Source organism: Ancylobacter defluvii, from assembly GCF_018390605.1.
In the GTDB taxonomy this organism is placed as follows: Bacteria; Pseudomonadota; Alphaproteobacteria; order Rhizobiales; family Xanthobacteraceae; genus Ancylobacter; species Ancylobacter defluvii.
This window is the reverse complement of the sequence record NZ_JAHBGD010000028.1, coordinates 218,621-244,712: the sequence shown is the minus strand read 5'-3', so window position 1 is coordinate 244,712 and position 26,092 is coordinate 218,621. Positions and strand designations below refer to the sequence as shown.

General features: G+C 67.5%; 21 protein-coding genes. 16 read left to right on the top strand and 5 right to left on the bottom strand.

The genetic code is table 11. The annotated features are described in order from the left end of the window. Positions 1-98 precede the first annotated feature (98 nt). The 7 genes from pucL to KHC24_RS24495 all read left to right on the top strand — a co-directional run bounded on the left by pucL (position 99) and on the right by KHC24_RS24495 (position 9,223). Positions 99-938: a factor-independent urate hydroxylase gene (gene pucL / locus KHC24_RS24525; RefSeq protein ID WP_213366990.1), complete on the top strand. Its 840-nt coding sequence runs from the start codon at positions 99-101 to the stop codon at positions 936-938. Positions 939-951: 13 nt separating this feature from the next. Continuing rightward, positions 952-1,776 (top strand): FAD binding domain-containing protein, encoded by an 825-nt coding sequence (locus tag KHC24_RS24520; RefSeq protein ID WP_213366988.1) that lies wholly within the window; start codon positions 952-954, stop codon positions 1,774-1,776. Continuing rightward, positions 1,773-4,487 (top strand): molybdopterin-dependent oxidoreductase, encoded by a 2,715-nt coding sequence (locus KHC24_RS24515; protein WP_213366986.1) that lies wholly within the window; start codon positions 1,773-1,775, stop codon positions 4,485-4,487. Before KHC24_RS24520 ends, KHC24_RS24515 begins: the two co-directional genes overlap by 4 nt. Further along, positions 4,484-5,863, top strand: coding sequence for a guanine deaminase (gene guaD / locus KHC24_RS24510; protein ID WP_213366984.1), 1,380 nt, complete (start codon positions 4,484-4,486; stop codon positions 5,861-5,863). Before KHC24_RS24515 ends, guaD begins: the two co-directional genes overlap by 4 nt. 8 nt (positions 5,864-5,871) lie before the next feature. Continuing rightward, positions 5,872-6,756: a 2-oxo-4-hydroxy-4-carboxy-5-ureidoimidazoline decarboxylase gene (gene uraD, locus KHC24_RS24505; protein ID WP_213366982.1), complete on the top strand. Its 885-nt coding sequence runs from the start codon at positions 5,872-5,874 to the stop codon at positions 6,754-6,756. A gap of 96 nt (positions 6,757-6,852) precedes the next feature. Next, positions 6,853-7,692, top strand: a complete 840-nt coding sequence (locus KHC24_RS24500) for a thermonuclease family protein (RefSeq protein WP_213366980.1) — start codon at positions 6,853-6,855, stop codon at positions 7,690-7,692. A 37-nt stretch (positions 7,693-7,729) separates the two neighbouring features. After that, the gene (locus KHC24_RS24495) at positions 7,730-9,223 is read left to right on the top strand and encodes a M48 family metalloprotease (RefSeq protein WP_213367127.1); all 1,494 of its coding nucleotides are present in this window, start codon (positions 7,730-7,732) and stop codon (positions 9,221-9,223) included. A 39-nt stretch (positions 9,224-9,262) separates the two neighbouring features. On the opposite strand, the gene KHC24_RS24490 is transcribed toward KHC24_RS24495, so the two are convergent. From KHC24_RS24490 to KHC24_RS24475, 4 genes are all read right to left on the bottom strand, one after another. Then, complete coding sequence (locus tag KHC24_RS24490; protein WP_213366978.1) at positions 9,263-10,150, bottom strand: RNA polymerase factor sigma-32; 888 nt, start codon at positions 10,148-10,150, stop codon at positions 9,263-9,265. Between the two features lie 195 nt (positions 10,151-10,345). Next, positions 10,346-11,458 (bottom strand): ABC transporter permease, encoded by a 1,113-nt coding sequence (locus tag KHC24_RS24485; protein ID WP_213366976.1) that lies wholly within the window; start codon positions 11,456-11,458, stop codon positions 10,346-10,348. A 2-nt stretch (positions 11,459-11,460) separates the two neighbouring features. Next, complete coding sequence (gene rbbA / locus KHC24_RS24480) at positions 11,461-14,292, bottom strand: ribosome-associated ATPase/putative transporter RbbA (protein ID WP_213366974.1); 2,832 nt, start codon at positions 14,290-14,292, stop codon at positions 11,461-11,463. Beyond that, positions 14,289-15,356, bottom strand: a complete 1,068-nt coding sequence (locus KHC24_RS24475; protein WP_213367125.1) for an HlyD family secretion protein — start codon at positions 15,354-15,356, stop codon at positions 14,289-14,291. The genes rbbA and KHC24_RS24475 overlap by 4 nt, the downstream gene beginning before the upstream one ends. A 341-nt stretch (positions 15,357-15,697) precedes the next feature. Here KHC24_RS24475 and KHC24_RS24470 point away from each other — a divergent pair, with 341 nt between their 5' ends. Continuing rightward, the gene (locus KHC24_RS24470; protein WP_213366972.1) at positions 15,698-17,020 is read left to right on the top strand and encodes a PQQ-dependent sugar dehydrogenase; all 1,323 of its coding nucleotides are present in this window, start codon (positions 15,698-15,700) and stop codon (positions 17,018-17,020) included. 204 nt (positions 17,021-17,224) lie between these two features. On the opposite strand, the gene KHC24_RS24465 is transcribed toward KHC24_RS24470, so the two are convergent. Beyond that, complete coding sequence (locus KHC24_RS24465; RefSeq protein ID WP_213366970.1) at positions 17,225-17,998, bottom strand: IclR family transcriptional regulator; 774 nt, start codon at positions 17,996-17,998, stop codon at positions 17,225-17,227. A 171-nt stretch (positions 17,999-18,169) separates the two neighbouring features. Between KHC24_RS24465 and KHC24_RS24460 the strand changes: the two genes are divergently transcribed. The 8 genes from KHC24_RS24460 (at position 18,170) to KHC24_RS24425 (ending at position 26,092) form a co-directional block, all read left to right on the top strand. Beyond that, entirely contained in the window at positions 18,170-19,462 is a 1,293-nt protein-coding gene (locus KHC24_RS24460) for an ABC transporter substrate-binding protein (protein WP_246547645.1), read from the top strand. A 108-nt stretch (positions 19,463-19,570) separates the two neighbouring features. Next, the gene (locus tag KHC24_RS24455; RefSeq protein WP_213366968.1) at positions 19,571-20,467 is read left to right on the top strand and encodes a branched-chain amino acid ABC transporter permease; all 897 of its coding nucleotides are present in this window, start codon (positions 19,571-19,573) and stop codon (positions 20,465-20,467) included. Next, on the top strand, positions 20,464-21,417 hold the full coding sequence (locus KHC24_RS24450) for a branched-chain amino acid ABC transporter permease (RefSeq protein ID WP_213366966.1): 954 nt from the start codon (positions 20,464-20,466) through the stop codon (positions 21,415-21,417). The genes KHC24_RS24455 and KHC24_RS24450 overlap by 4 nt, the downstream gene beginning before the upstream one ends. Further along, entirely contained in the window at positions 21,414-22,175 is a 762-nt protein-coding gene (locus KHC24_RS24445; protein ID WP_213366964.1) for an ABC transporter ATP-binding protein, read from the top strand. The genes KHC24_RS24450 and KHC24_RS24445 overlap by 4 nt, the downstream gene beginning before the upstream one ends. Beyond that, positions 22,168-22,830 (top strand): ABC transporter ATP-binding protein, encoded by a 663-nt coding sequence (locus KHC24_RS24440; protein ID WP_213366962.1) that lies wholly within the window; start codon positions 22,168-22,170, stop codon positions 22,828-22,830. Before KHC24_RS24445 ends, KHC24_RS24440 begins: the two co-directional genes overlap by 8 nt. Positions 22,831-22,910: 80 nt before the next feature. Beyond that, positions 22,911-24,068: an iron-containing alcohol dehydrogenase gene (locus KHC24_RS24435; protein ID WP_213366960.1), complete on the top strand. Its 1,158-nt coding sequence runs from the start codon at positions 22,911-22,913 to the stop codon at positions 24,066-24,068. An 84-nt stretch (positions 24,069-24,152) separates the two neighbouring features. After that, positions 24,153-25,607, top strand: coding sequence for an NAD-dependent succinate-semialdehyde dehydrogenase (locus tag KHC24_RS24430; RefSeq protein WP_213366958.1), 1,455 nt, complete (start codon positions 24,153-24,155; stop codon positions 25,605-25,607). Positions 25,608-25,729: 122 nt separating this feature from the next. Beyond that, positions 25,730-26,092, top strand: a complete 363-nt coding sequence (locus tag KHC24_RS24425; protein WP_213366956.1) for an MmcQ/YjbR family DNA-binding protein — start codon at positions 25,730-25,732, stop codon at positions 26,090-26,092.

Sequence of the window (26,092 nt, the reverse complement as noted above, 5' to 3'; positions counted from 1 at the left end):
GAACTCTGCGTCCCAGTCCGTCGCGACGGAACAACGGGTCCGGTAACGGCATGCGCATTGCTTCGCCTCGCCGGAGGGCTGCAGAAGGGGAGACCGACATGCCATTGATCCGCAACAGCTATGGCAAGGGCCGGGTGCGCATCATGCGCGTCGACCGCGACAGCCCCCGCCACCAGGTCCGCGAGCTGACGGTCCAGTGCATGCTCACCGGCGCCTTCGACGCCGCCTATACCGCGGGCGACAACCGCAAGGTCGTCGCCACCGATTCGATCAAGAACATCGTCAACATCGTCGCCCGCGACCATGTCGGCCTCGACAACGAGGCCTATTGTGAGGTGCTCGCCCGATATTTCCTCGACCGCTACGAGCATGTCGACGCGGTTGAGATCACCGCCAGCGAGACCAGATGGGTGCGCATCGCCGTCGACGGCGCCCCGCACGACCATGCCTATGTGCTCGATGGCAATGGCCATCCCGTGGTCAAGGTTTCAGCGTCGCGCGCCGGCACCACGATCGTCTCCGGGATTTCCGGCTTCACCTTCCTCAAGACCACCGAATCGGGCTGGGAGGACTATTGGTTCGACGAGGCCACCACGCTGAAGCCGACGGCGGACCGCCTGTTCGCCACCGCGATGGAAGCCAGCTGGCGCTGGTCGCAGCCGCCCGCCTCCTATCCCGAGGCCAATGCCGCCGTGCTGGCCGAAGCGCTGAAGGTGTTCGCCACCACCTACAGCCCCGGCGTGCAGAACACGCTCTATCTCATGGGCGAGGCGGTGCTGGCGGCGGTGCCGGAGATCGCCGAGATCAGCTTCGCCTGCCCCAACAAGCACTATCTGCCCATCGATCTGTCGCCCTTCGGCCGCGCCTTCGACGGGCAGGTGTTCACCCCCACCGACGAGCCGCACGGCCAGATCGAGTGCACCATCGCCCGCAGCTGAGCGGCGGAGGCCCATGGACATCAATACCGTCACCGAGGTGCTGCGCCCCCGCGCACGCGACGAGATCGCCGCCGCCCGGCCGGGCGACGCCTTTCTTGGCGGCGGCACCTTCCTGTTCTCGGAGCCGCAGCCGGAGTTGCGCCGGCTCATCGATCTGTCGAAGCTGCGCTGGGCGCCGCTATCGGCCGGCGACGCCGGGCTCGACATCGCCGCCACCTGCACGATCGCCGAGCTCCATGCCTTCGAGGCGCCCGCCGGCTGGACGGCAGCGGCGCTGATCGGCGAGTGCTGCCGCGCCTTCCTCGCCTCGTTCAAGGTGTGGAACATGGCGACGGTCGGCGGCAACATCTGCCTCGGCCTGCCGGCCGGGCCGATGATCTCGCTCGCCGCCGCGCTCGATGCCAGCTGCGTCCTGTGGGCCGGCGACGGTGGCGAGCGCCGCCTGCCCGTCCTCGATTTCGTGCGCGGCCCGCGCGAGAACGCGCTGGCGCCCGGCGAATTGCTGCGCCGCATCGAGCTGCCGGCCGCCGCGCTGGCCCGCCGCTTTGCCTTCCGCCGGGCGTCGCTGACCCCGCTCGGGCGCTCGGGCGTGCTCGTCATCGGCACGCTGGACCGCGACGGCAGCCTCCGGCTGACGGTGACGGCGGCGACGCGACGGCCGCAGCGGCTGGATTTTCCGGCGCCGCTCGACCGCGCCGCCCTCGCCGCGCGGCTCGCCGCCGAACTCCCGCCGGCGCTGTATTATGACGACGTTCACGGCCGCCCCGACTGGCGGCGGCACATGACCCAGCTGTTCGCCGAGGAAATCCGTGCCGAGCTTCTGGGAGAAGCGGCATGAATCTCGTCGTCAACGGCGCCGCCGTCGCCATCGACCCCCGCCCCGGCCAGTGCCTGCGGACGCTGCTGCGCCAGCTCGGCTGGTTCGGCGTCAAGAAGGGCTGCGATGCGGGGGATTGCGGCGCCTGCACCGTGCATGTCGACGGGCGGCCGGTGCATTCCTGCCTCTATCCCGCCTTCCGGGCCGAGGGCGCCAGCGTCACCACCATCGAGGGCCTGGCGCCGGAGGGCGGCCTGCATCCCATGCAGCAGGCCTTCCTCGACGCCCAGGGCTATCAATGCGGCTTCTGCACCGCCGGCATGGTGATGACCGCCGCCGCCCTCGACCAGGCGCAGCGCCGCGACCTGCCGAACGCGCTCAAGGGCAATCTGTGCCGCTGCACCGGCTACCGCGCCATTGCCGACGCGATCGATGGCGTCGCCCATGTCGAGGCCGATGCCCCCGGCGCCGCCTGCGGCCGCAGCCTGCCGGCCCCCGCCGGCCCGGCCATCGTCACCGGCCGCGCCGGCTACACCATGGACGTGGCGCCGGAGGGCGCGCTCGCCGGCCTCACGCACATGAAGATCCTGCGGGCACCGCACGCCCATGCGCGGATCGTGGCGATCGACGCGGCGGCGGCGCTCGCGCTGCCCGGCGTGGTGGCGGTGCTCACCCATGCCGACGCGCCCGAGGCGTTGTTCTCCACCGCCCGCCACCACCACGCCACCGACGATGTCGACGATACACGGGTGCTCGATCCGGTGATCCGCCATGTCGGCCAGCGCGTCGCCGCCGTGGTCGCCGAGAGCGAGGCGGTGGCCGAGGCCGCCTGCGCCCTGATCGACGTCACCTATGAGCTTCTTCCGGCGGTGTTCGATCCCCTCGAGGCGATGGCGCCGGGCGCGCCGGTGCTGCACGACAAGCCGGCCTGCTCCCGCATCGCCGATCCCGCGCGCAACATCGTCGCCGAGCTTCATGGCGAGATCGGCTCCATCGCGGAGGGGCTGGCGCAGGCCGACCACGTCTTCGCGGCCACCTACCGCACCCAGCGCGTCCAGCACGCGCATCTGGAAACCCACGGCGCCATCGGCTGGCGCGACGGCGAGGGGCGCCTCGTGCTGCGCACCTCCTCGCAGACGCCATTCCTCACCCGCGACGCCCTCGCCAGCCTCTACGGCCTGCCGCGTGAAAAGGTGCGCGTCATCACCGGGCGGGTCGGCGGCGGCTTCGGCGGCAAGCAGGAAATGCTGGTCGAGGACATCGTGGCGCTGGCGGTACTGAAGACCGGCCGGCCGGTGAAGCTGGAATATACCCGCGCCGAGCAGTTCGCCGCCTCCACCTGCCGCCACCCGATGAACATCGATGTGCGGATCGGCGCCAGGGCGGACGGCACCCTCACCGCCCTCGCCCTCACCATTGTCTCCAACACCGGCGCCTATGGCAATCACGCCGCCGGCGTGCTGTTCCACGGCGCCAATGAGTGCCTCACCCTCTATCGCTGCGCCAATAAGCAGGTGGATGGCTATGCCGTCTACACCAACACCCCGCCGAGCGGCGCCTTTCGCGGCTATGGCCTCAGCCAGACCATCTTCGCGGTGGAATCGGCGATGGACGAACTGGCGCACGCGCTCGGCATCGACCCGTTCGCGCTGCGGCGCCGGAATGTCGTCGTGCCCGGCGACGCGCTGGTCGCCTATGACGACCATCCGCACGACGTCGAGTTCGGCTCCTACGGCCTCGACCAGTGTCTCGATCTGGTCGAGGCGGCGCTCCGGGCGGCGCCGAAGCCCGATCCGGGGCCGGACTGGCTGGTCGGGCGCGGCATGGCGGCGTCGATGATCGACACCGTCCCGCCGCGCGGCCATGTCGGCATGAGCCGCCTCGCCCTGATGCCGGACGGCGGTTTCGAGCTGAAGGTCGGCACCGCCGAATTCGGCAACGGCACCACCACCGTGCACGCGCAGATCGCCGCCACGGTGTTGGGGATCGCGAGCGCCGATATCCGCATCCGCCAGTCCGACACCGACCATGTGCCGCATGACACCGGCGCCTATGGCTCGACCGGCACGGTGGTGGCCGGCGAGGCCACCCGCCGCGCCGCGCAGGAACTGCTCGGGCGCATCCTCGCCATGGCCGCCGCCCGCGCTGGCGTCGTCACCGATCTCTGCCGCATCGAGGGTGGGCATGTCGTTGCCGGCGCGGCGCACATCCCGCTCGCCGACCTCGCCCCGCTGGAGGCGGAAGGCCGCGCCGACGGCTCGCCGCGCTCGATCGCTTTCAATGTCCAGGCCTTCGAGGTCGGCGTGCATCGCCGTTCCGGCGAGATCCGCCTGCTGCGCTCGCTGCACGCCGCCGATGCCGGCGTGGTCATCAACCCGATGCAGTGCCGCGGCCAGGTGGAGGGCGGCGTCGCCCAGGCGATCGGCGCCGCGCTCTACGAAGACCTGCTGGTCGACGCCGCCGGCGCCGTCGCCAATCCGACCTTTCGCAGCTATCACATCCCGACCTTCGCCGATGTGCCGCGCACCGAGGTGTTCTTTGCCGATACCCATGACACCCTCGGCCCGCTCGGCGCCAAGTCGATGAGCGAGAGCCCGTACAATCCGGTGGCGCCGGCGCTCGCCAACGCGATCTTCGATGCCACCGGCGTGCGGCTGCGCGCCACGCCGTTCAAGGCGGACGAGCTCTACGCGCTGATCCCTGGTCATTTCGCGCCGGCGGAGGACGCATGACACCCGAGCGTACCCCACCCGCGCGCACCCCACCCGCGCGCATCGCGCTTCGCGGTCCCGCGCTCAGCCTGAAGGCCGATCCCTTCGCCCTGCCGGCCGGCGACTGCCTCGACCATATCGAGGACGCGCTGATTGTGATCGAGGACGGCGTCATCGCCGCCATCGGCCCCTATGCCGATCTGGCGCCGGGACTTTCACCGGAAATCGATCTCATCGATCACCGCACCGGCCTCATCGTCCCCGGCTTCATCGACGCGCATGTGCATTACCCGCAGCTGCAGATGATCGGCGCCTATGGCACGCAGCTGCTCGAATGGCTCGACGCCTACACCTTCCCGGCCGAGATGAGCTTCGCCGACGCCGCCCATGCCGAGCGGGTCGCCGGCCTGTTCCTGCGCGAGCTTCTGCGCGCCGGAACCACTACCGCTATGGTCTACTGCACGGTGCACCCCCATTCGGTGGATGCCTTCTTCGCCGAATCCGAACGCTTCAACACCCGCATGATCGCCGGCAAGGTGCTGATGGACCGCAACGCCCCGGCGCCGCTGCTCGACACCGCCCAGCGCGGCTTCGAGGAAAGCGCCGCGCTGATCGCCCGCTGGCACCGGCGCGGCCGCCAGCTCTATTGCGTCACCCCCCGCTTCGCCCCGACCTCGACCGAGGCGCAGCTCGACGCCGCCGGCGCCCTGCTCCATGAAGCTAACGGATTGTTTTTGCAGACACATCTCTGCGAGAACCCCGGTGAGGTGGAATGGGTACGCGAGCTGTTCCCCGCGCGCGCCTCCTATCTCGACGTCTATGCGGCGGCCGGCCTCGTCGGCCCGCGCTCGATGTTCGGCCACGCCGTGCACGTGCATGAGGGCGATTTCTGCACCTGCCACCAGGCGGGCGCCGGCCTCGCCCATTGCCCGACCTCCAACCTGTTCCTCGGCTCCGGCCTGTTCCGGCTGTTCGAGGCCGTCGACCCGCGACGCCCGGTCCGGGTCGGGCTCGGCACCGATGTCGGCGGCGGCACGTCGCTGTCGCAGTTGCAGTCGCTCAACGAGGCCTACAAGGTGGCGGCGCTGACGGGCCACAAGCTCAATGCCGTGCAGGGCCTCTATCTCGCGACGCTCGGCGGCGCCCGGGCGCTGCATCTCGACGACCGGCTCGGCCGCCTCGCCCCCGGATATGAGGCGGACATCGTGGTACTGGACCCGAAGGCGACGCCCTTGCTCGGCTTCCGCACCGATTATTGCAACAGCATCGAGGAACTGGTCTTCGTGCTGATGACGCTCGGCGACGACCGCGCGGTGCGCGCCACCTATGTCGCCGGCGCGCCGGTCTATGATCGCGACCGCACCGGCGAGCGCTTCCGCTACCCGACACACGCCTGAGGACCGCCATGGCCGCCATCACGCTCGCCGCCCTCAACGCCACGGACGTACCCGGCTTCGTCGCCGCGCTCGATGGCATCTTCGAGCATTCGCCCTGGGTCGCGGAAGCCGCCGCCGCCCATCGCCCCTACCCGACCCTCGCCGCCCTGCACGAGGGATTGATGGCCGCTGTCGAGGCCCGCCCGCCGGGCGAGCGCATCGCCTTCATCGCCGCCCATCCCGATCTCGCCGGCAAGGCCGCACGCGCCGGCTCCATCGCCGCCGAATCGGTTTTCGAACAGGCCGGGCTCGGGCTCGACCGGCTTTCGGATGCCGAGTTCACCCGCTTCGAAGCGCTCAACGACGCCTATCGCGCCCGGTTCGGCTTTCCCTTCGTCATCTGCGTGCGCCGACAGACCCGCGACGCCGTGCTCGACGCCTTCAAGACCCGGCTCGCCAACTCGCCGGACGAGGAGGTGGCCGCGGCGCTCGCCGAGATCGGCTTCATCACCCGTCTGCGGCTCGTCGAACGTGTCGAGGGGCCGGGCGCGCCGCCCACCACCGGGCGCCTGTCCACCCATGTGCTCGATACCCACAAGGGCGGGCCGGCCGCGGGGGTCAAGGTCGAGCTCTATGAGGTCGGCGCCTCCGGCCGCGCCAGGCTCGCCGTGCGGATGACCAATGCGGATGGGCGAACCGGTGCCCCGCTGCTCGCGGACGCGCCGCTGCGCATCGGCACCTATGAGCTGGTCTTCCATCTCGGGCCGTATTTTGCCGCCCGCGACCTGCCCTTGCCCGAGCGCCCCTTTCTTGACGAGGTGCCGGTGCGCTTTTCGATCGCCGAACCCGAGGGCCACTACCACGTTCCGCTCGTCGCCACCCCCTGGAGTTATTCAACCTATCGGGGAAGCTGACGCACGACTCTTCTGGGCGATCGGGCGCGTTTCCGCTATGCTCTTCGCGGGTACTCATGGTGGCCGGGACGCCCTATGTCGCCGAACGAGCCGAACATGCCGACCGATGGCGCTTTCAGCCAACGGCCGATGATGAGGCGTTTCCGTCGTTCCGGCGGCGGCTCGGCTTGCCTTGCCCGGCTGTGCCACGTCCTGGCGTCGCTTGCCGCCCTGTTTCCCGCTGCCGCCGGTGCCGCCGATTGTCCCACGGCCTTCGACACCAGCGTCGTGGCACGCGGCCTGGATGCGCATGGCGACATCGCGCTCGCCGATGGTCGCACGATACGCCTCGCCGCGCTGGCGGACATCACCGCCTCCCCAGATCCAGCCCGCCGGGCGGCGCTGGATCGGCTCGTTGCCGGGCGGACGCTCACCCTCGCCATCGCCGATTCGACGCCGGATCGCTATGGCCGCCTCGCCGCCCTCGCCCGCCTGCCGGACGGCAAGCTTCTCCAGCAGGCCGCATTGGAGGAGGGCCTTGCCGTCGCGCGGCCGGAGGCCGGCTATATTGGCTGCATGCCGGCGCTCATTGCCGCCGAACAGCCGGCCCGCACCGCCGGTCTCGGCGTGTGGGCGCGCCTGCCGCTGAAGGCCGCGCCGCCAGAGGCTCTCGCCAGCGCGGCCGGTCACTTTTCCGTCGTTACCGGCCGGGTGCTGACAGTTGGCAGCACCCGCCGACTTGATTATCTCAATTTCGGCCCAGTCTGGCGGCAGGACACTACGGTGAGGGTGGACGAATCCGGACGCGCCGCGCTCCAGGCTCACGGCCTTGACGTGGCGTCGCTCGCCGGACGCGAAGTGATGCTGCGCGGTGACGTCGATCTCGTCGACGGACCGCTCATCGATCTGCGCTGGGCCGAACAGATGGAAGTGGTTGCGGAGGCTGCGAAGCCGTGACGGGGATGACGGGCCGGTGAACGAAACGGCGCGCTGGATGGGACAGGATCAGGGGCCGTGCGTCGCTTTCCCGGCGCGGCGCGCGCTGGCGCTTGCCCTCCTGTTCGCTGCCGGCCTCGTCCTCTCCGGCTGTTCCAATCTGCAGGAGACGCCGTCCACCGCCGCGGCGCCGGCGCCCCCCTCCTTCGAGGACACGCTGACTCCGACCCAGCGCAAGGAGCATGACCGGCTCGTCTCCTCCTATGGCGGCGCCTATAACGACCCCAAGCTGCAAGGCATGATCCAAGAGACGGTGACGCGCCTCGTCGCCGCGTCCGAGCGGCCGGATCAGAAATACCGCGTCACCATCCTCAATTCGCCGGCGATCAACGCCTTCGCCCTGCCGAACGGCTCGATCTACGTCACCCGCGGCCTGCTGGCGCTGGCCGACGACGATGCCGAGCTCGCCTCGGTGCTGGCGCATGAGATGGCGCATGTCATCGCCAACCATGCCGCCATCCGTGAGGACCAGGTGAAGCAGGCGGTGCTGGTCAGCCGCGTCATTTCCGATGTGGTGAACGACCCTGATCTCGGGGCGCTGGCGCTTGCCAAGAGCCGCATGTCGCTGGCGAGCTTCTCGCGGGCGCAGGAACTCGAGGCCGACGCCATCGGGGTGGGCATCAGCGCCCGCGCCGGTTTCGACCCCTATGGCGCCGAGCGCTTCCTCACCACGATGGGCCGCCAGCAGGCGCTCCGTGCGTCGAGTCCGATGAGCCGCACCGCCTCGACCGACGCCGCCGACTTCCTCGCCACCCATCCGGCGACGCCCGAGCGCATTTCCATCGTCATGGCGAATGCCCGCGAATATGCCTCGCCGAACAAGCCGGGCGAGCGCGACGCCAAACAATATCTCACCGCCATTGACGGGCTGGTCTATGGCGACGACCCCAAGGAAGGCTTCATCCGCGGGCGTCGCTTCTTCCATCCGAAACTCGGCTTCACCTTCACCGCGCCGGAAGGCTTCGCGCTGGAGAACACCTCGCAGGCGGTGCTCGGGGCCGACGCCTCCGGCGCCGAGGCGCTCCGGCTCGACGCGGTGCGCGTCACCGGCGACCAGTCGCTGGCACAGTATTTGTCCTCCGGCTGGATCGAGGGGGTCGAGATCTCCTCGGTGGAAAGCCTGGTGCTGAACGGCTTCCCGGCGGCCACGGCGGTGGCGCGGGGCGAGCAATGGTCGTTCCGCATGTTCGCCATCCGCTTCGGCAGCGACGTCTACCGGCTGATCTTCGCGGCGCGGGACCTGACGCCGGATCTCGACCGCCAGTTCCGCGAGGCGGCGGAAACCTTCCGCCGTGTCTCCATCGAGGAGGCGGAGCGGGTAAGGCCGCTGCGCATCCGCACCGTGAAGGTCGGCCTGACCGACACGCCCGATACGCTGGCCGCGAAGATGGACGTGCCGGACCGGCCGCTGGAGCGCTTCCTCATCCTCAACGGGCTGGAAAAGGGCGCGAAGCTGAAATATGGCGAGCTGGTGAAGGTCGTCGCGGAATAGCGCTCCCTTGTCCGAAGCGGCCATCGGCGATGCGATAAGCTAGGCAAATGCCCCCGCCGGCATTCCCGCACCGCTGACCAGCGTGGCGCGCAGCTTCTCGATGGCCCGGTTCTCGATCTGCCGCACACGCTCCTTCGAGATGCCGAGCCGCGCGCCCAGCGTCTCCAGCGTCTCGCTTTCCTCGGCAAGACGCCGTGCGCGGATGATGCGCATCTCGCGGTCGGAGAGCGAACGCAGCGCCAGCGAGAGCCAGCGCCGCTGACGCTCGCCGTCGATGCTCTCGGCGACCTGCTCGTCGGGCAGCGGGTCGTCCGCCATCAGCTGGTCGAGCCGCGCGGCGCCCTCTTCCGCGCCGGCGGAAAGCGGGGCGTTCAGCGACAGGTCGGGCGCGGTCAGCCGGGCATCCATGCGCGCCACCTCGACGGCGGGCACGCCGAGCGCATCGGCCACCGCATCATACATCTCATCGCGGGTCGCGTGGGCGAACTCCTCGGCCTTTTCCAGTCGCGCCCGCACCCGGCGAAGATTGAAGAACAGCGCCTTTTGCCCCGAGGAAGTGCCGCCGCGCACGATCGACCAGTTGCGCAGCACGTAATCCTGGATGGCGGCACGAATCCACCAGGTGGCATAGGTCGAGAACCGCACATCGCGCGCCACTTCGAAGCGGGCGGCCGCCTCCATCAGGCCGATATGGCCTTCCTGGACAAGATCGGCCATGGGCAGGCCGTAATGGCGGAAGCGGCGGGCAATCGAGATGGCGAGGCGCATATGCGCCTGGACGAGGCGATGCAGCGCCCGCTCGTCGCGCTGTTCGCTCCAGCGGCGAGCGAGTTCGAATTCCTGCTCGCGCGCGAGCAGCGGCTCGGCCCTGGCCGCCCTTGCGAGAAAGGTCGAGGGAACCACTGATTGACCGCCCAGATCGCCCATGCGCGCCTCCCCGGATCATGCGGACCCGCGGCGCATCAGGCGCAGACAAGCGCCGTCCGGGGCGGGGCCCGACGAAGTGACATGCGCAGAACGCGTGGGAGGCGGTTCGGTTCCACGCATGGACGGATTCGCGCCGGTATCCCGCGAACCCAGATACAGCGGGCGATGGCCTGCGCCACCGCCGTCGGAGGACGGCTATCTCAGGAATTGCCTGAACCGCCGCAAGGCGAGCAGGAACAGCGCTACGCCGATGACGATGAGCGCCAGGAATTGCGGCCACACCACCTCAAGCCCCGCGCCTCGGAACAGGATGGACTGCGCCAGCATCACGAAATGCGTGTTCGGCGCCGCCAGCATGATGTCCTGAATGATCTGCGGCATGCTCTCGCGTGGCGTCGAGCCACCGGACAGCACCTGCAGCGGCAGCAGCACCAGCATCAGCAGCAGCCCGAACTGCGGCATGGTGCCGGCCATGGTGGCGAGAAAGATGCCCATCGACGTCGTGGCGAACAGATGCAGGGCGGTGCCGACGAGAAACAGCGACAGCGAACCGTTGAGCGGCACGTCGAGCGCCCATTGGACGATGAAGACCAGCGACGCGCTCGATGCCACCAGCACGACCAGCCCCATCGACCAGATCTTGCTCAACATGATCTCGGTCGGGGTGACCGGCATGACGAGCAGATGCTCGATGGTGCCATGCTCGCGCTCGCGGATCAGCGCCGCCCCGGTCAGGATGATCGACAGCATGGTGATCGAGGAAATGACATTGGTGATGGCGCCGAACCAGCCCTTGCTGAGCTGCTGGTTGAAGCGGGCGCGCAGAGCGAGATCGACCGGCACCGTGACACCGCCGCGATAGCGGTTCAGGAACTCGCCGACCTCGTCGGAGACGATGGTCTGGATGTAGCCGCCACCGGAAAACGCCTGTGACATCCGCGTCGCATCGACGTTGAGCTGGATGGTCGGCGAGCGGCCGGCGAGGAGATCGCGCTGGAAATTCGGCGGAATATCGAGCGCGAAGGTATCGAGCCCGGCATCCATGCGCCGGTCCATCTCATATTGCGAGATAAGCTTGGGAACGGCGAAATAGGGCGGATAGAATGCGGCGATGAGGCGTGAGGAGACCGGGGATTGATCCTCGTCGACGATCGCGATCGCCGCCCGGTTCAACGTTTCCGGCATGGCGCTCGATGCGGTGTAGATCGAGACCGTGAAGGAATAGACGATCAGCACCAGCAGCATCGGATCGCGCGCCAGCCCGCGCAATTCCTTGATCCCGAGCTGGAAGATGTTGGCGGCGCGCATCGTCAGTTCGCCTGCTTCTTGAGAAGCGCGATGCCGAGGCCGAGCAGAACCGGGCCTGCGATCAGCAAGGGAATGAAGGCGTCGGCGAGCTCGGCGAAACCGAGCCCTTTTGAGAAGGTCCCGCGCGAAATCGTCATGAAATAGGTCGCCGGGTAGATCTGGCCGACGAAGGCGCCCGCCCCCTGCAGCGAAGAGACCGGATCGATCATGCCGGAATAATTGACGGCGGGGATGAGGGTGAGCAGCGCCGTGCCGAAGATCGCGGCGATCTGGCTGCTCATGAAGGTCGACAGCAGCAATCCGAGAGCCGTGGCGGCAAAGACATAGAGCAGGGCCGCCACGCTCAGCGCGGGAAGGCTGCCGGTCAGCGGCACCCGGAAGATGAAGACCGCGAAAGCCACCAGCATCGCGAAATTCAGCATGGCGAGGGCGACATAGGGCAGTTGCTTGCCGACCAGGAACTCGAAGCGGGTGACCGGCGTCACGTAGAAATTGGTGATCGAGCCGAGCTCCTTTTCCCGCACCACGCTGAGCACGGCGAGCATGGCGGGAATCATCATCAGCAGAAGCGGCAACATCGCCGGCACGATGGCCACCAGGCTCTGGACGCCGGGATTGTAGCGGTAGCGCAGGGCGATCTGGAAATCGCCGACGGTGGCGGCGTTGCCGTAGAGTTCGCGCGCCTTCTGGGTAAGCCAGGCGGCATGCATGCCCTGAACGTAGCCTCGCACGGTTTCGGCGCGGGAGGGCATCGCCCCGTCTATCCAGGCCCCGATCTCCACGGTCTTGTTGCCGCGCGCGACGTCGCGGCCGAAACCGGAAGGGATCTCGATGGCGAGGCTGATTTCACCTTCGCGCATCCGCCGGTCCATATCGGCATAGTCGGTGATCGGCGGCTTTTCGATGAAATAGCGGGATCCGGCGATCTGCTGCACATAGTCGTGGCTCAGGGCGGTGTCGTCGCGATCGAGCACCGCGAAAGACAGGTTGTCGACATCCATGTTGATGCCGTAGCCGACGACGAACATCAGGATCACGGTGCCGAGCAGCGCGAGCGTGGCGCGGATGGGATCGCGACGCAGTTCGAGCGCCTCACGCCGTGTATAGGCAAACATGCGGCGCGGATCGAAACGGCGGGGGGCGGCTTGGTGCGTCGCCGCCACCGCCGGCCCGGCGGCCGGCACCGGCGTGACAGCGAAAGCCCCACCCGACACGGTGGCGGGCGACACGGTGGCGGGAGCGGCGACCGGGGAACCACCTGCCGCCCGTTCGCTGATCGCCTCTTCGAGATAGGCGATGAACGCCTCCTCAAGCGAATGTGCCGCGCGCTTCTCGACGATGGCCGCCGGCGTATCACTCACCAGCACCCGGCCCGCATGCATGAGCGAGATGCGGTCGCAGAGTTCGGCTTCGTTCATAAAATGGGTGGAGACGAAGATGGTGACGCTGTCCTTGCGCGACAGGTCGGAAAGGATCTGCCAGAAGGCGTCACGCGCCACCGGATCGACGCCCGAGGTGGGCTCGTCGAGAATCAGTATGTCCGGCGCATGGATCATCGCCACAGCGAGCGACAGGCGCTGGCGGATACCGAGCGGCAGCGCGTCCGGCAGGGTCTCCATGATGTCTTCGAGACCGAACCTCGCCGCCATCTCCGCGATCCGCGCCGGAATGGCCCGCGGTGTCAGCCGGAACAATCGCGCATGCAGGTCGAGGTTCTGCCGCACCGTCAGCTCGGTATAGAGCGAGAAGGCCTGGCTCATATAGCCGACGCGGCGGCGCACCTCGATATCGTTCGGATCCACCTCGCGGCCGAAAAGCCGCGCCGTGCCCTCGCTCGCCGGCAAAAGCCCGGTCAGCATCTTCATCGTCGTGGTCTTGCCGCAGCCATTGGAGCCGAGGAAGCCGAAGATCTCTCCGCGCGGAATGCGGAAGCTGACATTGTCGACGGCGACGAAGTCGCCGAAGCGCATGGTGAGATGCTCGGCCTCGATGGCGACGTCCGCCATGGGACCATCGACCCGCGGCGGAATGACCACCTCCCGGTGACCGCGTCGCCTCTCCTCCGGCAATAATGCGATAAAGGCGGCGTCGAGATTGAGCGTATCGGTGCGCTCCATCAGTTCGCCCGGCGTTCCGGTGGCAAGAATACGCCCGCCATCCATGGCAACCAGCCAGTCGAAACCCTGCGCCTCCTCCATATACGCCGTCGCCACCATCACGCTCATGCCCGGCCGGTCGAGCCGAATGGTGTCTATCAACTGCCAAAACTGCCGGCGCGACAGCGGATCGACGCCGGTGGTCGGCTCGTCGAGGATGAGCAGATCTGGATCGTGGATCAGGGCGCAACACAGGCCGAGCTTCTGCTTCATGCCGCCGGAGAGCTTTCCGGCGGGACGGTCCGGAAACGGATCGAGGCCGGTCGCCTTGAGCAGGTCGGCGATCCGGCGGTGCCGCTCCTCCCGATCCTGGCCGAACAGCCGGCCGAAGAAATCGACATTCTCGAACACCGACAGCGTCGGATAGAGATTCTTGCCCAAGCCCTGCGGCATATAGGCGATGCGCGGGCAGGTCAGGCGCCGATGTTCCCGGTCGGCGATGTCGCCGCCCAGCACCTCGACATGGCCGCCCTGCACCACATGGGCGCCGGCGATCAGCGACAACAGGCTCGATTTGCCGACCCCGTCCGGTCCGATCAGCCCGACCATCAAGCCGGAGGGAATATCGAGCGTCACCTCGTCGAGGGCGCGCGTCGTGCCATAGGAAAGACCGACCCGGTCGAGGCGCACCACCGGCGGCACCGGAATCGCCCCGGACGGCACGGCGGGCCGGTTCATTGCACCAGGTTCCCGGTCAGGCTGGCCGGCCATGCGGCGCCGGCGTCGAGGCGGACATAGGCCATGCCCGGCAGCCCGGTCTTCACATACTGGATGTATTTGCGCAGCAGTTCCTGCGGGATCTTCGCCTTGACGCGGAACATCAGCTTCTGACGCTCCTCCTCGGTCTCGACGGTCTTCGGGGTGAACTGGGCGACGTCGGCAACGAAACTCACCTTGGCGGGAATCACATATTGCGGCGCAGCATCCAGCACCAGCCGCACCTCCGCGCCGATCGCCACCCGTCCGGCTTGGGCGGTCGGCAGGAAGAAGGTCATGTAGACATCCTCGAGATCGACCAGATTCAGCACGCGTCCACCGGCCGACAGGACTTCTCCCGGCTGGGCAACGCGGTATTGGACGCGCCCGTCGCGAGGGGACGTCAGCGTGCTGTCGTCGATGTCGGCTTCGATGCTCTCGATCGCGGCGCGGGCCGCATCCACCGCCGCCTCGGCATCGACCACCGTCGCCCTCGCGGAGCCGATCGCCGCCTCCGCCGCGGCAAGCTGGGCCTTCGCGGCCGCGACCGCCGCCTTCGCGCTCTGTTCGCTGGCACGGTCGTCGTCGAGCGTCTGCTGCGACACCGAATTCGTCAGCACCAGTTGCGAGGAGCGCGCCAGCCGCTTCTCCGCCGCATCCAGCTCGGCCTCACGCTGCGTGATGACCGCGGCGGCGGCGGTATGCTCCGCCTCGCGCTGCTCGACGAGGCTTTTGGCGGTGTCGACGCCGATCAAGGCCCGCTTGAGCTGCGCCTCGGCCTGCCGGCGCTGCGCCTGCAACTGGGCGGTGTCCATGCGAGCCAGAATCTGGCCGGCGGTGACGAAATCGCCCTCGTTGACGAGGATCTCCTTGATGCGACCAGCCGCCTTGGTCGAGACGTCGATTTCGGTAGCCTCGATTCGGCCATTGCCGCTGGCGATGCCGGCCGGCAAACCATCTCCGGCGTAGTACCGCCAGCCATAATAGGCCCCCGCGATCAACAACGCGCCGATGACGACCAGGACCCAGTTCCTCGACGCTTTCATCATCTTCCAATCCAGAACATGGCCGATTGCCAGAACATGGCCGGTGAATGTCGCCATGGACGCTCGTTTCGCGGAGCAAGACCGCGTTCCGAACGGGATCGACGCCCGTGCCTCTCGCGACGGCCCATCCACAATGTGTTGCACAGCCAGTTGCCGGAAAGAAGAATATCGGGATGTCGCCGATCCCGACTTTTGGGGGAGCCCCAGCGTAGCCACATCCCGGCAAGTGGCAGGCAGGACGGCGCAATCGGTGCCGATGATACCATCGCTTCCGTTCGACGGGCATTGCGCGCCGATGGCTTTCCGGGATCAGATGGGACAGTCCCGAATCCGGAGCCACCATGGCCAACTACGCGAAGATCGGCGGCCTTATCGGCGCGTGCATCACCGGCGTGGCGCACTTGCTCGCCGACCTGCGCAAAGCCCCCGCCCTGGCCGAGGACGCCGGCTATGGCGACCTGCCGAGCCTGCCCAAGCCGAAGCCCACCCTCATTCCCATCATGAAGATCGCGCCAGCGGTCGGCTGGGCCAAGGGCCAGAAACCTAAGCCGGCAACGGGCTTGAAGGTCGATGCCTTCGCCGAGCAGCTCGACCATCCGCGCTGGGTCTATGAGCTGCCGAACGGCGACATCCTCGTCGCCGAGACGGCCTCTCCTCCCACGCCGGGTGGCATCTTCAGCCTGCGCTGGTGGGTCATGGGTTTCGTGATGGTGAGGGCGGGATCGGGGGTCAAGAGCGCCAACCGCATCACGCTGCTGCGCGACGCTGATGGCGACGGCATTGCCGAGATCAAGCTTCCTTTCATCGAGAACCTGTTCTCGCCCTTCGGCATGGCCCTGGTCGGCGACCAGCTCTATGTCGCCAATGCCGATGCGATCGTGCGCTTTCCCTACCAGCCGGGCGCGACCCGCATCGATGCCACGCCGGTGAAGCTGTGCGACCTGCCGGCCGGCCGCAACCATCACTGGACCAAGAGCCTCGTCGCCAACAAGGCCGGCACCAAGCTCTATGTCGGCGTCGGCTCCAACTCCAACGTCGCCGAATTCGGCATGCAGGAGGAGGAGAACCGCGCCGCCATCCTTGAGGTCGACATCGCGACCGGGTCAGTACGGGTCTTCGCCGGCGGGCTGCGCAACCCGGTCGGCATGGACTGGAACCCGACGACCGGCGAGCTCTGGACCAGCGTCAACGAACGCGACGAGATCGGCGACGACCTGGTGCCGGACTACATGACGTCGGTGAAGGACGGCGCCTTCTATGGCTGGCCCTATTGCTACTGGGACAAGATCGTTGACGAACGGGTGAAGCCGCAGCGGCCGGATCTGGTGGCCGCCTCGCGGAAACCGGATTACGCGCTCGGCTCCCACACCGCCTCGCTCGGCCTGACCTTCGTCGATGACGAACGCTTCGGCGCGCGGTTCAAGGGCGGGGTGTTCATCGGGCAGCACGGTTCATGGAACCGCAACCCGCCCTCCGGCTACCGGGTGATCTTCATTCCCTTCTCCAACGGCGTTCCCGCCGGGCCGCCGGAGGAGATCCTCGGCGGCTTCCGGGTGGACGGCAAGGCGCTCGGCCGGCCGGTCGGCGTGCTCGTCGATCAGCGAGGCGGGCTGCTGGTGGTCGATGACGTAGGCGACTGCATCTGGCGCGCGACGCAGGCCTGAGCCCGCCACAAACCTTGGCCGGCACTTAGAAGAATGGCTTCAACAGCAGCAGCTGCGATGGCCGGCAGACCAGCGACCGATCGCCGGCCGGAAATCGCCGCGCCGATCCTCGCGTTCGAGGAGGGGCGGCGTAGCTTCACCGCCCGGCCGGGCGCCACTTGGCCGACACGCCGAGCGGATCACGATCCCCTCGCCCAGACGCCCTCAGGAACCCAGGCGCTGCGACAGGAGGCGGGCATAGCGAATGACGTCGGCACCCAATGTCGCGATCCGATCGGTCTCCACATTCGGATCGAGAATCGAGATCGCAAAGCCGCCGATGGCGCGTTCGCCGGAGAAGTCAAAGACCGGCGCGCCAACGCACACCATGCCGTCGCGGACCTGGTGATCGTCGATGGAGAAGCCCCGCCGGCGCACTTCGTCGAGTTCTTCCTCCAAGACATCGAGGGTGCGGACCGTTCGCTCCGTCATCGGCGCAGGCAGGCCGCGCCGATAGAGGCCGCGCACCTCATTGATCTCCATGGTGCTCAGCATGGCCTTGCCGGTCGCCGTGAAGGCGGCGGGCAGCCGCATACCGATGCGGAAGGTGATGCCGAGCGGGTCCTCGCCATGGCGCGAGGCGATGTAGACCACATCGGCCCCGTCGAGAATCGTCAGGGTCAAAGTCTCGACGCGAAGCGCCGGCGTCTCGTCCCATAGCCGGGAGAATTCCTCCGCGACGTCGGAGCGGGCGGCGAATGCGTTGGCCCATCGCATGACATGGCCGCCCAGCACGAAGGCGCCGCCCCGCCGGCGCAACAGCCCGAGATTGGCCAGGGTCGCGCACAGGCCATGCGCCGAACTCTTTGGAAGGCCGAGCGCGCGCGCGACATCGGCGAGCGTGAGCGGCTCGTCGCTCCGCGCGGCAAGGTCGAGAATGGCGACGGCGCGGCTGACCGCCGGCACGTCCTTGGTTGCATGGTGTTCGTCAGCACTCATCGGGTTCCCTCCTCGCCTTTCTACTCCCTTATGAGGAGGGTCTGGCGGTTGCCTTTTGAGAAATTTTTATACACAATACGGAACAACGTTCAACATATTGAACACTCAAGAACGAGAAACCCGACAATTGCACCGGGACGCGCACACGGATCGGATCCGCAGGAGGAAAGTATGAATTTCGCCCGACTGATGACGTCGCTTGCCTGTACCGCACTCGTTGCCGCTGCGCCTCTCGCGGCGCATGCCCAGGCGGACAAGCCGTTCAAGATCGGTGTCCCGACCTTCCTGTCGGGCGCGGCCGCCGGCCCGTTCGGCATCCCGGCCAAGAACGCCGCCGAGATATTCGCCGCCGCCGCCAATGCCGGGGAGCTCCCCGCCCCCTACGACAAAAAGGGCTTTGGCGGCCGTCCGATCGAGCTCGTGGTGATCGACGAGGCTGGCGGCACCACCAAGCAGGTGTCGGAGTTCCGCAATCTGGTGGAGCAGCAGGGCGTTGACATGGTCGTCGGCTACACCTCGTCGGGCGACTGCCTCGCCGTGGCGCCGGTCGCCGAGGAGATGAAGACGCTCACGCTGTTCTTCGACTGCGGCACCCCGCGCATCTTCGAGGCGGCGGACTACCAGTACGTCTTCCGCCCGGTAGCCACCGCCACCATGGATAATGTCGGCGCCGCGCTTTACGTCTCGGAGAAGCTGCCGGAGTTCAAGAGCTACGCCGGCATCAACCAGAACTATGCGTGGGGCCAGGACGCCTGGGCGGACTTCGAGGGTACCCTGAAGTCCGCAAAGCCGGATGCCAAGCTCACCACCTCGCAGATGCCGAAGCTCGGCGCGGGCCAGTACAATGCCGAGATCTCGGCGATCCTCGGCTCCAAGCCGGATGTCGTGCATTCCAGCTTCTGGGGCGGCGATCTCGAGGGCCTGATCCTGCAGGGTGCCCCGCGCGGGCTGTTCAAGAACTCGGTCGTCGTGCTCACCTCGGGCGAAACCGCGCTCCACCGTCAAGCCAAGCAGATTCCCGATGGCACCATCATCGGCGCTCGCGGCCCGAACGGAATCTTCGCGCCGGAGAACACCTACAACACCTGGTTCCGCAAGGCCTACAACGACAAGACCAAGGAATGGCCGAGCTATCCGTCCTACCACATGGTCCAGTCGCTGATGGCTGCCAAGCTCGCCTATGAGAAGGCCCAGGGCGGCGATGCCGCCAAGGTGCCGACCAAGGAAGACGTTGCCAAGGCGCTGACCGGCCTCAGCTTCGAGGGCCCCTCGGGTAAGGTCGAGATGAGCCTCGGCAAGGGCCATCAGGCGGTGCAGGAAATGGTCTATGGCCGCGTGAAGAAGGACGCCGACGGCAATATCGGCTTCGTCGACGTGGTTCGCTACGCTCCCGAGCGCGTGAACCCGCCGGAGGGCGTTTCCTCCGCCGACTGGATCAAGGCCGGGCTGAAGGCCGCCAACTGACGCTACACCTCTCCGGCCACCAGGCCGGAGAGGTTCGTTCACCGGCGGCCGGCTGGACCTGCGGGACGCGCCGCGCCCGGTGCACCCGCCCTCTCGAATGAGCAGGACATGAACGGACTTCTCGGCGCCGTCGTCGACGGCATCCTCTATTCCGCCTGGCTCTTCATCATCGCCGTGGGGCTGACGCTCATCTATGGCGTGATGAAGATCCTCAACATGGCACACGGCACCTTCTACGCCGTCGGCGCCTATGTCGCGGTGACGCTGCTCGGCTGGTGGTTCGCGCAGGGGCTGCCTCCCTGGGGCATCGTTCCGGTGATGATCCTGTCCGCCCTCGTCGCCGGCCTGGTGCTCGGGGTGGTGGTCGAACGCGGCATTCTCGCCCGTTTCGCCGGCCGCGATCCGATCGTGCTGCTGCTCGTCACCTATGCCCTATTCCTCATCCTCGAGGATGTGATCAAGCTGATCTGGGGCGTCGATCCCTGGATCGCCTCCGATCCGCTCTGGGTGTTCGGCCAGGTCGAGTTCGGCGAACTGATCTACCCGACCTACAACCTCTTCATCGTCGTCGTCGCGGCGGTGGTCGGTGGCCTGCTCACCTGGTTTCTGCAGTTCACGGCGAAAGGCAAGATCCTGCGCGCCGTGATCCATGATCCCGAAGTGTCGCGGTCCATGGGCATCAATGTCGGGCGGTGGAACCTCATCGCCTTCATCACCGGCTCGGTGCTGGCCGCGCTCGGCGGCGCCTTCACCGCGCCAACCATTTCCGTCGTGCCCGGCATGGGCGTCGAAGTAGTGGTGATGATGTTCGCGGTCGTCGTCATTGGTGGCCTCGGCTCGATCCCCGGCACCGTCGTGGGCGCCCTCATCGTCGGCTTCGTCCGCTCCTTCGCGGTGCATTACTGGCCGGAACTGGAAGTGTTCAGCGTCTACGCGGTGATGGCGCTGGTGCTGGCAATCCGTCCGCAGGGCCTGTTCGCCGGCGTGGAGTTGCGCAAGATATGAACCGGACGTTCACCTTCCTGCCGCCGCTTCTGGGCGGCGCGGCGCTTATCGCGCTCATTGCCTGGTTCCTGCCGAGCTGGAATTTCGTGCTGGCCATCGGCCTCGCCAAGGGCCTGCCGGTTCTCGGCCTGGTGCTGCTGATGCGCGGCGGCCTCGTCTCCTTCGGCCAGGGCCTCTATTACGCGCTGGGCGGCTATACCGTCGGTCTTGCCTCCCAGTACTTCGGGCTGAAGGACGCCGCGGCACTGCTGGTCATCTCGGCTATCGGCTCGGCTCTGGTGGCCTTCGTCGTCGGCCTGCTGCTGTCGCGCTATCGCGACATCTTCTTCGCCATGCTGACCCTGGCGCTCTCCATGCTGCTCTACGGCATCCTGGTGAAGAGTACCGAGCTTGGCGGCACCGATGGCTTCAACGTCCACGGCATAACCCTGTTCGGCATCCCGCTCACCGGCGCCGATCGGATGAACGGGCTGCTGCTGCTCATCGCCGTCTGTGTGCTGGGCGCGATCAATCTCGGGCTGTTCGGCGCTACCGCCTTCGGACGGCTTCTCGCCGGCGTGCGCGACAACGAGATCCGCGTCGAATATCTCGGCGCCTCGGCCGATCGCGCCGTGCTGATTGCCTATGTGCTCGCCGCGGTGATGGCGGCGCTGGGCGGCGCCATGAGCGGCATCATCGTCGGCCACATCGATCCGGAGATGGCCTTCTGGGCCACGTCCGGCGAATTCGTGGTGATCGCCATCCTCGCCGGCACCGGCGGCGTGCTCGCACCGTTCGTCGCGGCGGTGGTGCTGGAGGTGGTGCGCTCCTTCGCCTACCAGTACGCCCCTAACACCTGGCAGCTGGTGCTCGGCCTCATCATCCTCGCCCTCATCCTGTTCCTGCCGCAGGGCCTGTCGGGCCTGGTGCGCCGCGGCCCACGCGCCGTGAATGCGGGAGAGAAGTCATGACCGCTCCCATCATCGCCGCCAAGGGGCTGCGCAAGCGCTTCGGCGCGGTGGTTGCCGCCAACGACGTGAATGTCGACATCATGCCCGGCACGATTTCGGGGCTGATCGGCACCAACGGCGCGGGAAAGACCACGTTCATTAACATGATCACCGGCTATCTTCAGCCGGATGAAGGCTCGATCCTGCTGGAGGGCGGCGAGATCGTCGGCCTCACCCCGCGCGACGTCACCCGCCGAGGCGTGGCCCGCTCGTTCCAGATCCCGCAGCTGTTCAACTCGCTCACCGCGGTGGAAAACCTCACTCTGGCGGAAGCCGCGCTTCGCAGCCGGGGCTTTGCCGGCTTCGCCATGCTGCCGGACAGCGCGCTGGAGAAATCCGCCCGCGCGACGCTCGAGCGCTTCGGTCTGGAGCGCTTCGGCGATTCCCTCGCCGGCACCATGCCGGAGGGCATCCGCAAGCTGCTCGACATCGCGGTGGCGATGGTGGCGCGCCCGCGTGTGCTCTTCCTCGACGAGCCGACCTCCGGCGTGTCCAGCGAGGAAAAGTTCCCGATCATGGATCGGGTGATCGCTGCGACCCGTGCCGACAATATGAGCATGCTGTTCGTCGAGCACGACATGGAAATCGTGCGGCGCTATTCCGACCGCGTGCTCGCCTTCTTCGAGGGCCGCGTGCTCATCGACGACAAGCCGGACGTCGTCATGAACGATACGCAGGTGCGCACCCTCATCATCGGCGAGGAGAAGGCCCATGGCTGAGGTGAAGCCCCTTCTCGAGGTCGACGGCATAGATGTCGCCATCGGCCAGGTTCAGATCCTGCGCAAGGTATCGCTGGCGGTCCCCAAGGGGGCGATGGTCGGCATCATCGGCCGCAACGGTGCCGGCAAGACCACCATCATGCGCGCCATCATGGGTCTGCTGCCGCTCCAGGCGGGAGCGGTGCGTTTCGACGGCGCCGATGTCTCCCGTGAGCCGGCCCACAAGCGCGCCGGCCGCGCCATCGGCTTCGCGCCGGAGGATCGCCGGCTCATTCCCGAACTCACCGTGGAAGAGAACCTCCTGCTCCCCTCCTGGGCGAACCATCACAGGGACGCCCAGGAACGCCTGGAGGGCACCTATCGGCTGATCCCCGAGGCGCGCGAGTTTCGCAACCGCCGGGCGCTGCAGCTTTCCGGCGGGCAGCAGAAGTTGGTCGCCATCGGCCGCGCCCACATGGTCGGCACCCGGTTGCTGATGCTGGACGAGCCTTTCGAAGGCGTCGCGCCAGCCCTGTCCAAGCGCATCGCCGAGGTCGTTGCCTCGCTTCGTCCGCTCGGGCTGTCGGTGCTGCTGTCAGGCGCCGATCTCCAGCACGCCGGCGCCAGCCTCGACAGGGTCTACCGCATCGATCGCGGCCAAGTCGACGCCTCCTAGATCAATGCCGATTCGACGACCTGACGGCCATCGGGCCAAGGCCGATTGCTAACAGACGCGGACCTGAACGGACGACGGACATGAACGACTTCATCTTCAGCACCACCAAGACCATCATCTCGCAGGTCGGCGCCACGGCGCGGATCGGCGAGATCGTGAAGCCGGTGCTCGGGACGCGCATCCTGCTCGTCACCGATGCCGGGTTGCGACGGGCGGGCCTGCTCGATCCCGCGCTCGCCTCGCTGGCAGCCTCGGGCATCGCGGTCGAGATCTTCGACAATGTCGTCGCCGATCCGCCGGAAGAGAATGTGCTGTCCCTCGTCGCCAGCATCCGCGACCACAAGGCCACCGGCGTGCTCGCCATCGGCGGCGGCTCGCCGATGGATGTCGCCAAGGTGGCAGCGCTCATCGCCGGCAGCGGCGAAGCGCTCCCCGATGTCTACGGCGTCAACAAGGCCAAGGGCCCGCGCCTGCCGCTGGTGCTGGCGCCGACCACCGCCGGCACTGGCTCAGAGGTGACGCCCGTCGCCATCATCACCACCGGCGAGGCGATGAAATCCGGCGTGGTCTCCCCGCTGCTCCTACCGGACATCGCGGTGCTCGACGCCGAACTCACCGTCGGCCTGCCGCCGGCGGTCACCGCTGCCACCGGCATCGATGCCATGGTGCATGCGATCGAATCCTACGCCTCGACCTCGGCGAACAACAACCCGATCTCGCAAGGCCTCGCGCGCCAGGCATTGCGTCTGCTCGGCGCCAATATCCGCGAGGCGACCTTCAACGGCCAGAACCGCGAAGCCCGGGCGGCAATGCTGCTCGGCGCACTGTTCGCCGGCCAGGCTTTCGGGAACTCGCCGGTGGCCGCCGTCCATGCGCTCGCCTATCCGATCGGTGGTCATTTTCATGTGCCGCATGGCCTGTCCAATGCGCTGGTGCTGGCCCCGGTGTTGCGCTTCAACCTGCCCAAGGCGGCGCATGTCTATGCCGAGATCGCGGCCGACGCCTTCCCCGAGCTCGCTTCGGTGGCGGAGCCGGCGCGCGGCGAGGCCTTTGTCGAAAAGCTCGCCGACCTCGGCCGCGACCTGAAGGTGCCGCAGGGCCTGCACGAGGTGCAGATCCCGCGCGACGCGCTGCCGATGATGGCCCGCGACGCGATGAAGCAGACGCGGCTGCTCGTCAACAACCCGCGTGAGATGACCGAAGCCGACGTGCTGGCCATCTATGAGGAAGCGTTCTGAGCGTCTTCCTCCCGACATTGCTGCCTTCGTCTTGGCCGACGCGCCGTCGCGAGCGACGCGCCGACCGCAACCAGGACATGTGACATGACGTCCAGCGCAAAGAACCCCTTCCTCCGCGAAGCCGTGCTGATCGACGGCGCCTGGGTGGGCGCCGACAGCGGCGCCACCATCGCCGTCACCGATCCGGCAACCGGCGACACGCTCGGTACCATTCCCGACGTCGGTGCCGCGGAAACCGGGCGCGCCATCGCCGCCGCCGACGCCGCCTTCCCCGGCTGGTCGAGCCTGCTCGCCGCGGAACGCGCCGAAAAGCTCCTGACCATGGCGAACCACATCCGTGCCAATGCCGACGCGCTCGCCGCGCTGCTGACCAGCGAGCAAGGCAAACCGCTGAAGGAGGCGAAGGGCGAGGTGATGATCGCCGCCGCCTATGTCCAGTGGTTCGCCGAAGAGGCGCGCCGCGTCTATGGAGAAGTGATCTCCTCGCCGTGGAAGGGCCGCAAGATTCTCGTCACCCGCGAGCCGGTGGGCGTTGTCGGTGCCATCACACCGTGGAACTTCCCCTTCTCGATGATCGCCCGCAAGCTCGGCGCGGCTTTGGCCGCAGGCTGCACCATCGTGGTGAAGCCTTCCGAATTTACCCCCTATTGCGGACTCGCCTGGGGCGTGCTGGCCGAAATGGCCGGCATTCCGAACGGCGTCGTCAATGTGCTCACCGGCGACGCGAAGGCGATCGGTGGCGCGCTCACCTCGAGCCCGCTGGTGAAGAAAATCACCTTCACCGGCTCGACCCGCGTCGGCAAGATCCTCATCGAGCAGTCCGCGGCGACCGTGAAGCGGCTCTCGATGGAACTCGGCGGCAACGCGCCCTTCATCGTCTTCGATGATGCCGATCTCGACCGCGCGGTCGAGGGCGCACTGGCGGCAAAGTACCGCAACTCCGGCCAGACCTGCGTGTGCACCAACCGCTTCTTCGTACAGGCCGGCATCTACGACGCCTTCGCCGAAAAGCTCGCGGCCCGCGCGGCGGCGATGAAGGTCGGCAACGGCTTCGACGACGGCGTCGAGCAGGGCCCGCTCATCAACGCGGCGGCCGTCGAGAAGGTCGAGCGACATGTCGCCGACGCGCTCGGCAAGGGGGCCCGCCTGCTCACCGGCGGCGCTCGCCACGCGCTCGGCGGCACCTTCTTCGCCCCGACTGTGATTGCCGACGTGAAGCCCGGCATGCTGGTGATGACCGACGAGACCTTTGGTCCGCTCTCGGCGCTTGTGCGCTTCGAGACCGAGGCGGAAGCCATCGCCAGCGCCAACGCCACCGAGTTCGGCCTCGCCGCCTATCTCTACACCAAGGACCTCGCCCGCGCGTTTCGCGTCACCGATGCGCTGCAATTCGGCATGGTCGGCGTGAACGAGGGCATCATCACCACCGAGGTGGCGCCGTTCGGCGGCGTCAAGGAAAGTGGCATGGGTCGCGAAGGCTCGCTGCACGGGCTCGATGACTATCTGAACATGAAGTATATCAGCCTCGGCGGCCTATAGGTCGCCGATCCTGCCCGAGGCGAAATGAGGCGCCCGGGCATGATTGAGAGGTTGCCGTCTTCAGCGCGGACGATGACGATGGCGACTATCAGCGTGGTGGTGAGGCCGAAGGCGGACGGAACATGACCTGTGAGGAGTTCAACCCCTTCTGCGCCGGACTGCCGGCTACGACCCATGTCGTGCAGTGGGGCGGATCGCATGTCTGGAAGGTCGGCGGCAAGGTATTCGCCATCGGCGGCTGGGAAGACGACGACCCGCGCTTCACCTTCAAGGTCAGCGACATTTCGTACGAAGTGCTCAAGGCGCAGTCGGGCCTGCGCCCGGCGCCTTATCTCGCCTCGCGCGGGCTGAAGTGGATTCAGCACTACGCGAAGCCGGGCCTCTCGGACGCGGAGTTGCGCGACTATATCCGGCAGTCGCATGGAATCGTCGCGCAGGGCCTCACGAAGAAGCTGCGCATCGAACTAGGGCTGCTGCCGACATAG

What these genes read in the sequence shown, in the direction of transcription:
- KHC24_RS24460 (WP_246547645.1), top strand. Translation starts at nt 18,170, where the DNA reads ATGAATTTCGCCCGACTGATGACGTCGCTTGCCTGTACCGCACTCGTT.
- KHC24_RS24490 (WP_213366978.1), bottom strand. Translation starts at nt 10,150, where the DNA reads ATGGGCGATCTGGGCGGTCAATCAGTGGTTCCCTCGACCTTTCTCGCA.
- rbbA (WP_213366974.1), bottom strand. Translation starts at nt 14,292, where the DNA reads ATGAACCGGCCCGCCGTGCCGTCCGGGGCGATTCCGGTGCCGCCGGTG.
- KHC24_RS24440 (WP_213366962.1), top strand. Translation starts at nt 22,168, where the DNA reads ATGGCTGAGGTGAAGCCCCTTCTCGAGGTCGACGGCATAGATGTCGCC.
- KHC24_RS24450 (WP_213366966.1), top strand. Translation starts at nt 20,464, where the DNA reads ATGAACCGGACGTTCACCTTCCTGCCGCCGCTTCTGGGCGGCGCGGCG.
- KHC24_RS24520 (WP_213366988.1), top strand. Translation starts at nt 952, where the DNA reads ATGGACATCAATACCGTCACCGAGGTGCTGCGCCCCCGCGCACGCGAC.
- KHC24_RS24425 (WP_213366956.1), top strand. Translation starts at nt 25,730, where the DNA reads ATGACCTGTGAGGAGTTCAACCCCTTCTGCGCCGGACTGCCGGCTACG.
- KHC24_RS24455 (WP_213366968.1), top strand. Translation starts at nt 19,571, where the DNA reads ATGAACGGACTTCTCGGCGCCGTCGTCGACGGCATCCTCTATTCCGCC.
- KHC24_RS24465 (WP_213366970.1), bottom strand. Translation starts at nt 17,998, where the DNA reads ATGAGTGCTGACGAACACCATGCAACCAAGGACGTGCCGGCGGTCAGC.
- uraD (WP_213366982.1), top strand. Translation starts at nt 5,872, where the DNA reads ATGGCCGCCATCACGCTCGCCGCCCTCAACGCCACGGACGTACCCGGC.
- KHC24_RS24470 (WP_213366972.1), top strand. Translation starts at nt 15,698, where the DNA reads ATGGCCAACTACGCGAAGATCGGCGGCCTTATCGGCGCGTGCATCACC.
- KHC24_RS24430 (WP_213366958.1), top strand. Translation starts at nt 24,153, where the DNA reads ATGACGTCCAGCGCAAAGAACCCCTTCCTCCGCGAAGCCGTGCTGATC.
- KHC24_RS24515 (WP_213366986.1), top strand. Translation starts at nt 1,773, where the DNA reads ATGAATCTCGTCGTCAACGGCGCCGCCGTCGCCATCGACCCCCGCCCC.
- KHC24_RS24500 (WP_213366980.1), top strand. Translation starts at nt 6,853, where the DNA reads ATGCCGACCGATGGCGCTTTCAGCCAACGGCCGATGATGAGGCGTTTC.
- KHC24_RS24475 (WP_213367125.1), bottom strand. Translation starts at nt 15,356, where the DNA reads ATGAAAGCGTCGAGGAACTGGGTCCTGGTCGTCATCGGCGCGTTGTTG.
- guaD (WP_213366984.1), top strand. Translation starts at nt 4,484, where the DNA reads ATGACACCCGAGCGTACCCCACCCGCGCGCACCCCACCCGCGCGCATC.
- KHC24_RS24485 (WP_213366976.1), bottom strand. Translation starts at nt 11,458, where the DNA reads ATGCGCGCCGCCAACATCTTCCAGCTCGGGATCAAGGAATTGCGCGGG.
- pucL (WP_213366990.1), top strand. Translation starts at nt 99, where the DNA reads ATGCCATTGATCCGCAACAGCTATGGCAAGGGCCGGGTGCGCATCATG.
- KHC24_RS24435 (WP_213366960.1), top strand. Translation starts at nt 22,911, where the DNA reads ATGAACGACTTCATCTTCAGCACCACCAAGACCATCATCTCGCAGGTC.
- KHC24_RS24445 (WP_213366964.1), top strand. Translation starts at nt 21,414, where the DNA reads ATGACCGCTCCCATCATCGCCGCCAAGGGGCTGCGCAAGCGCTTCGGC.
- KHC24_RS24495 (WP_213367127.1), top strand. Translation starts at nt 7,730, where the DNA reads ATGGGACAGGATCAGGGGCCGTGCGTCGCTTTCCCGGCGCGGCGCGCG.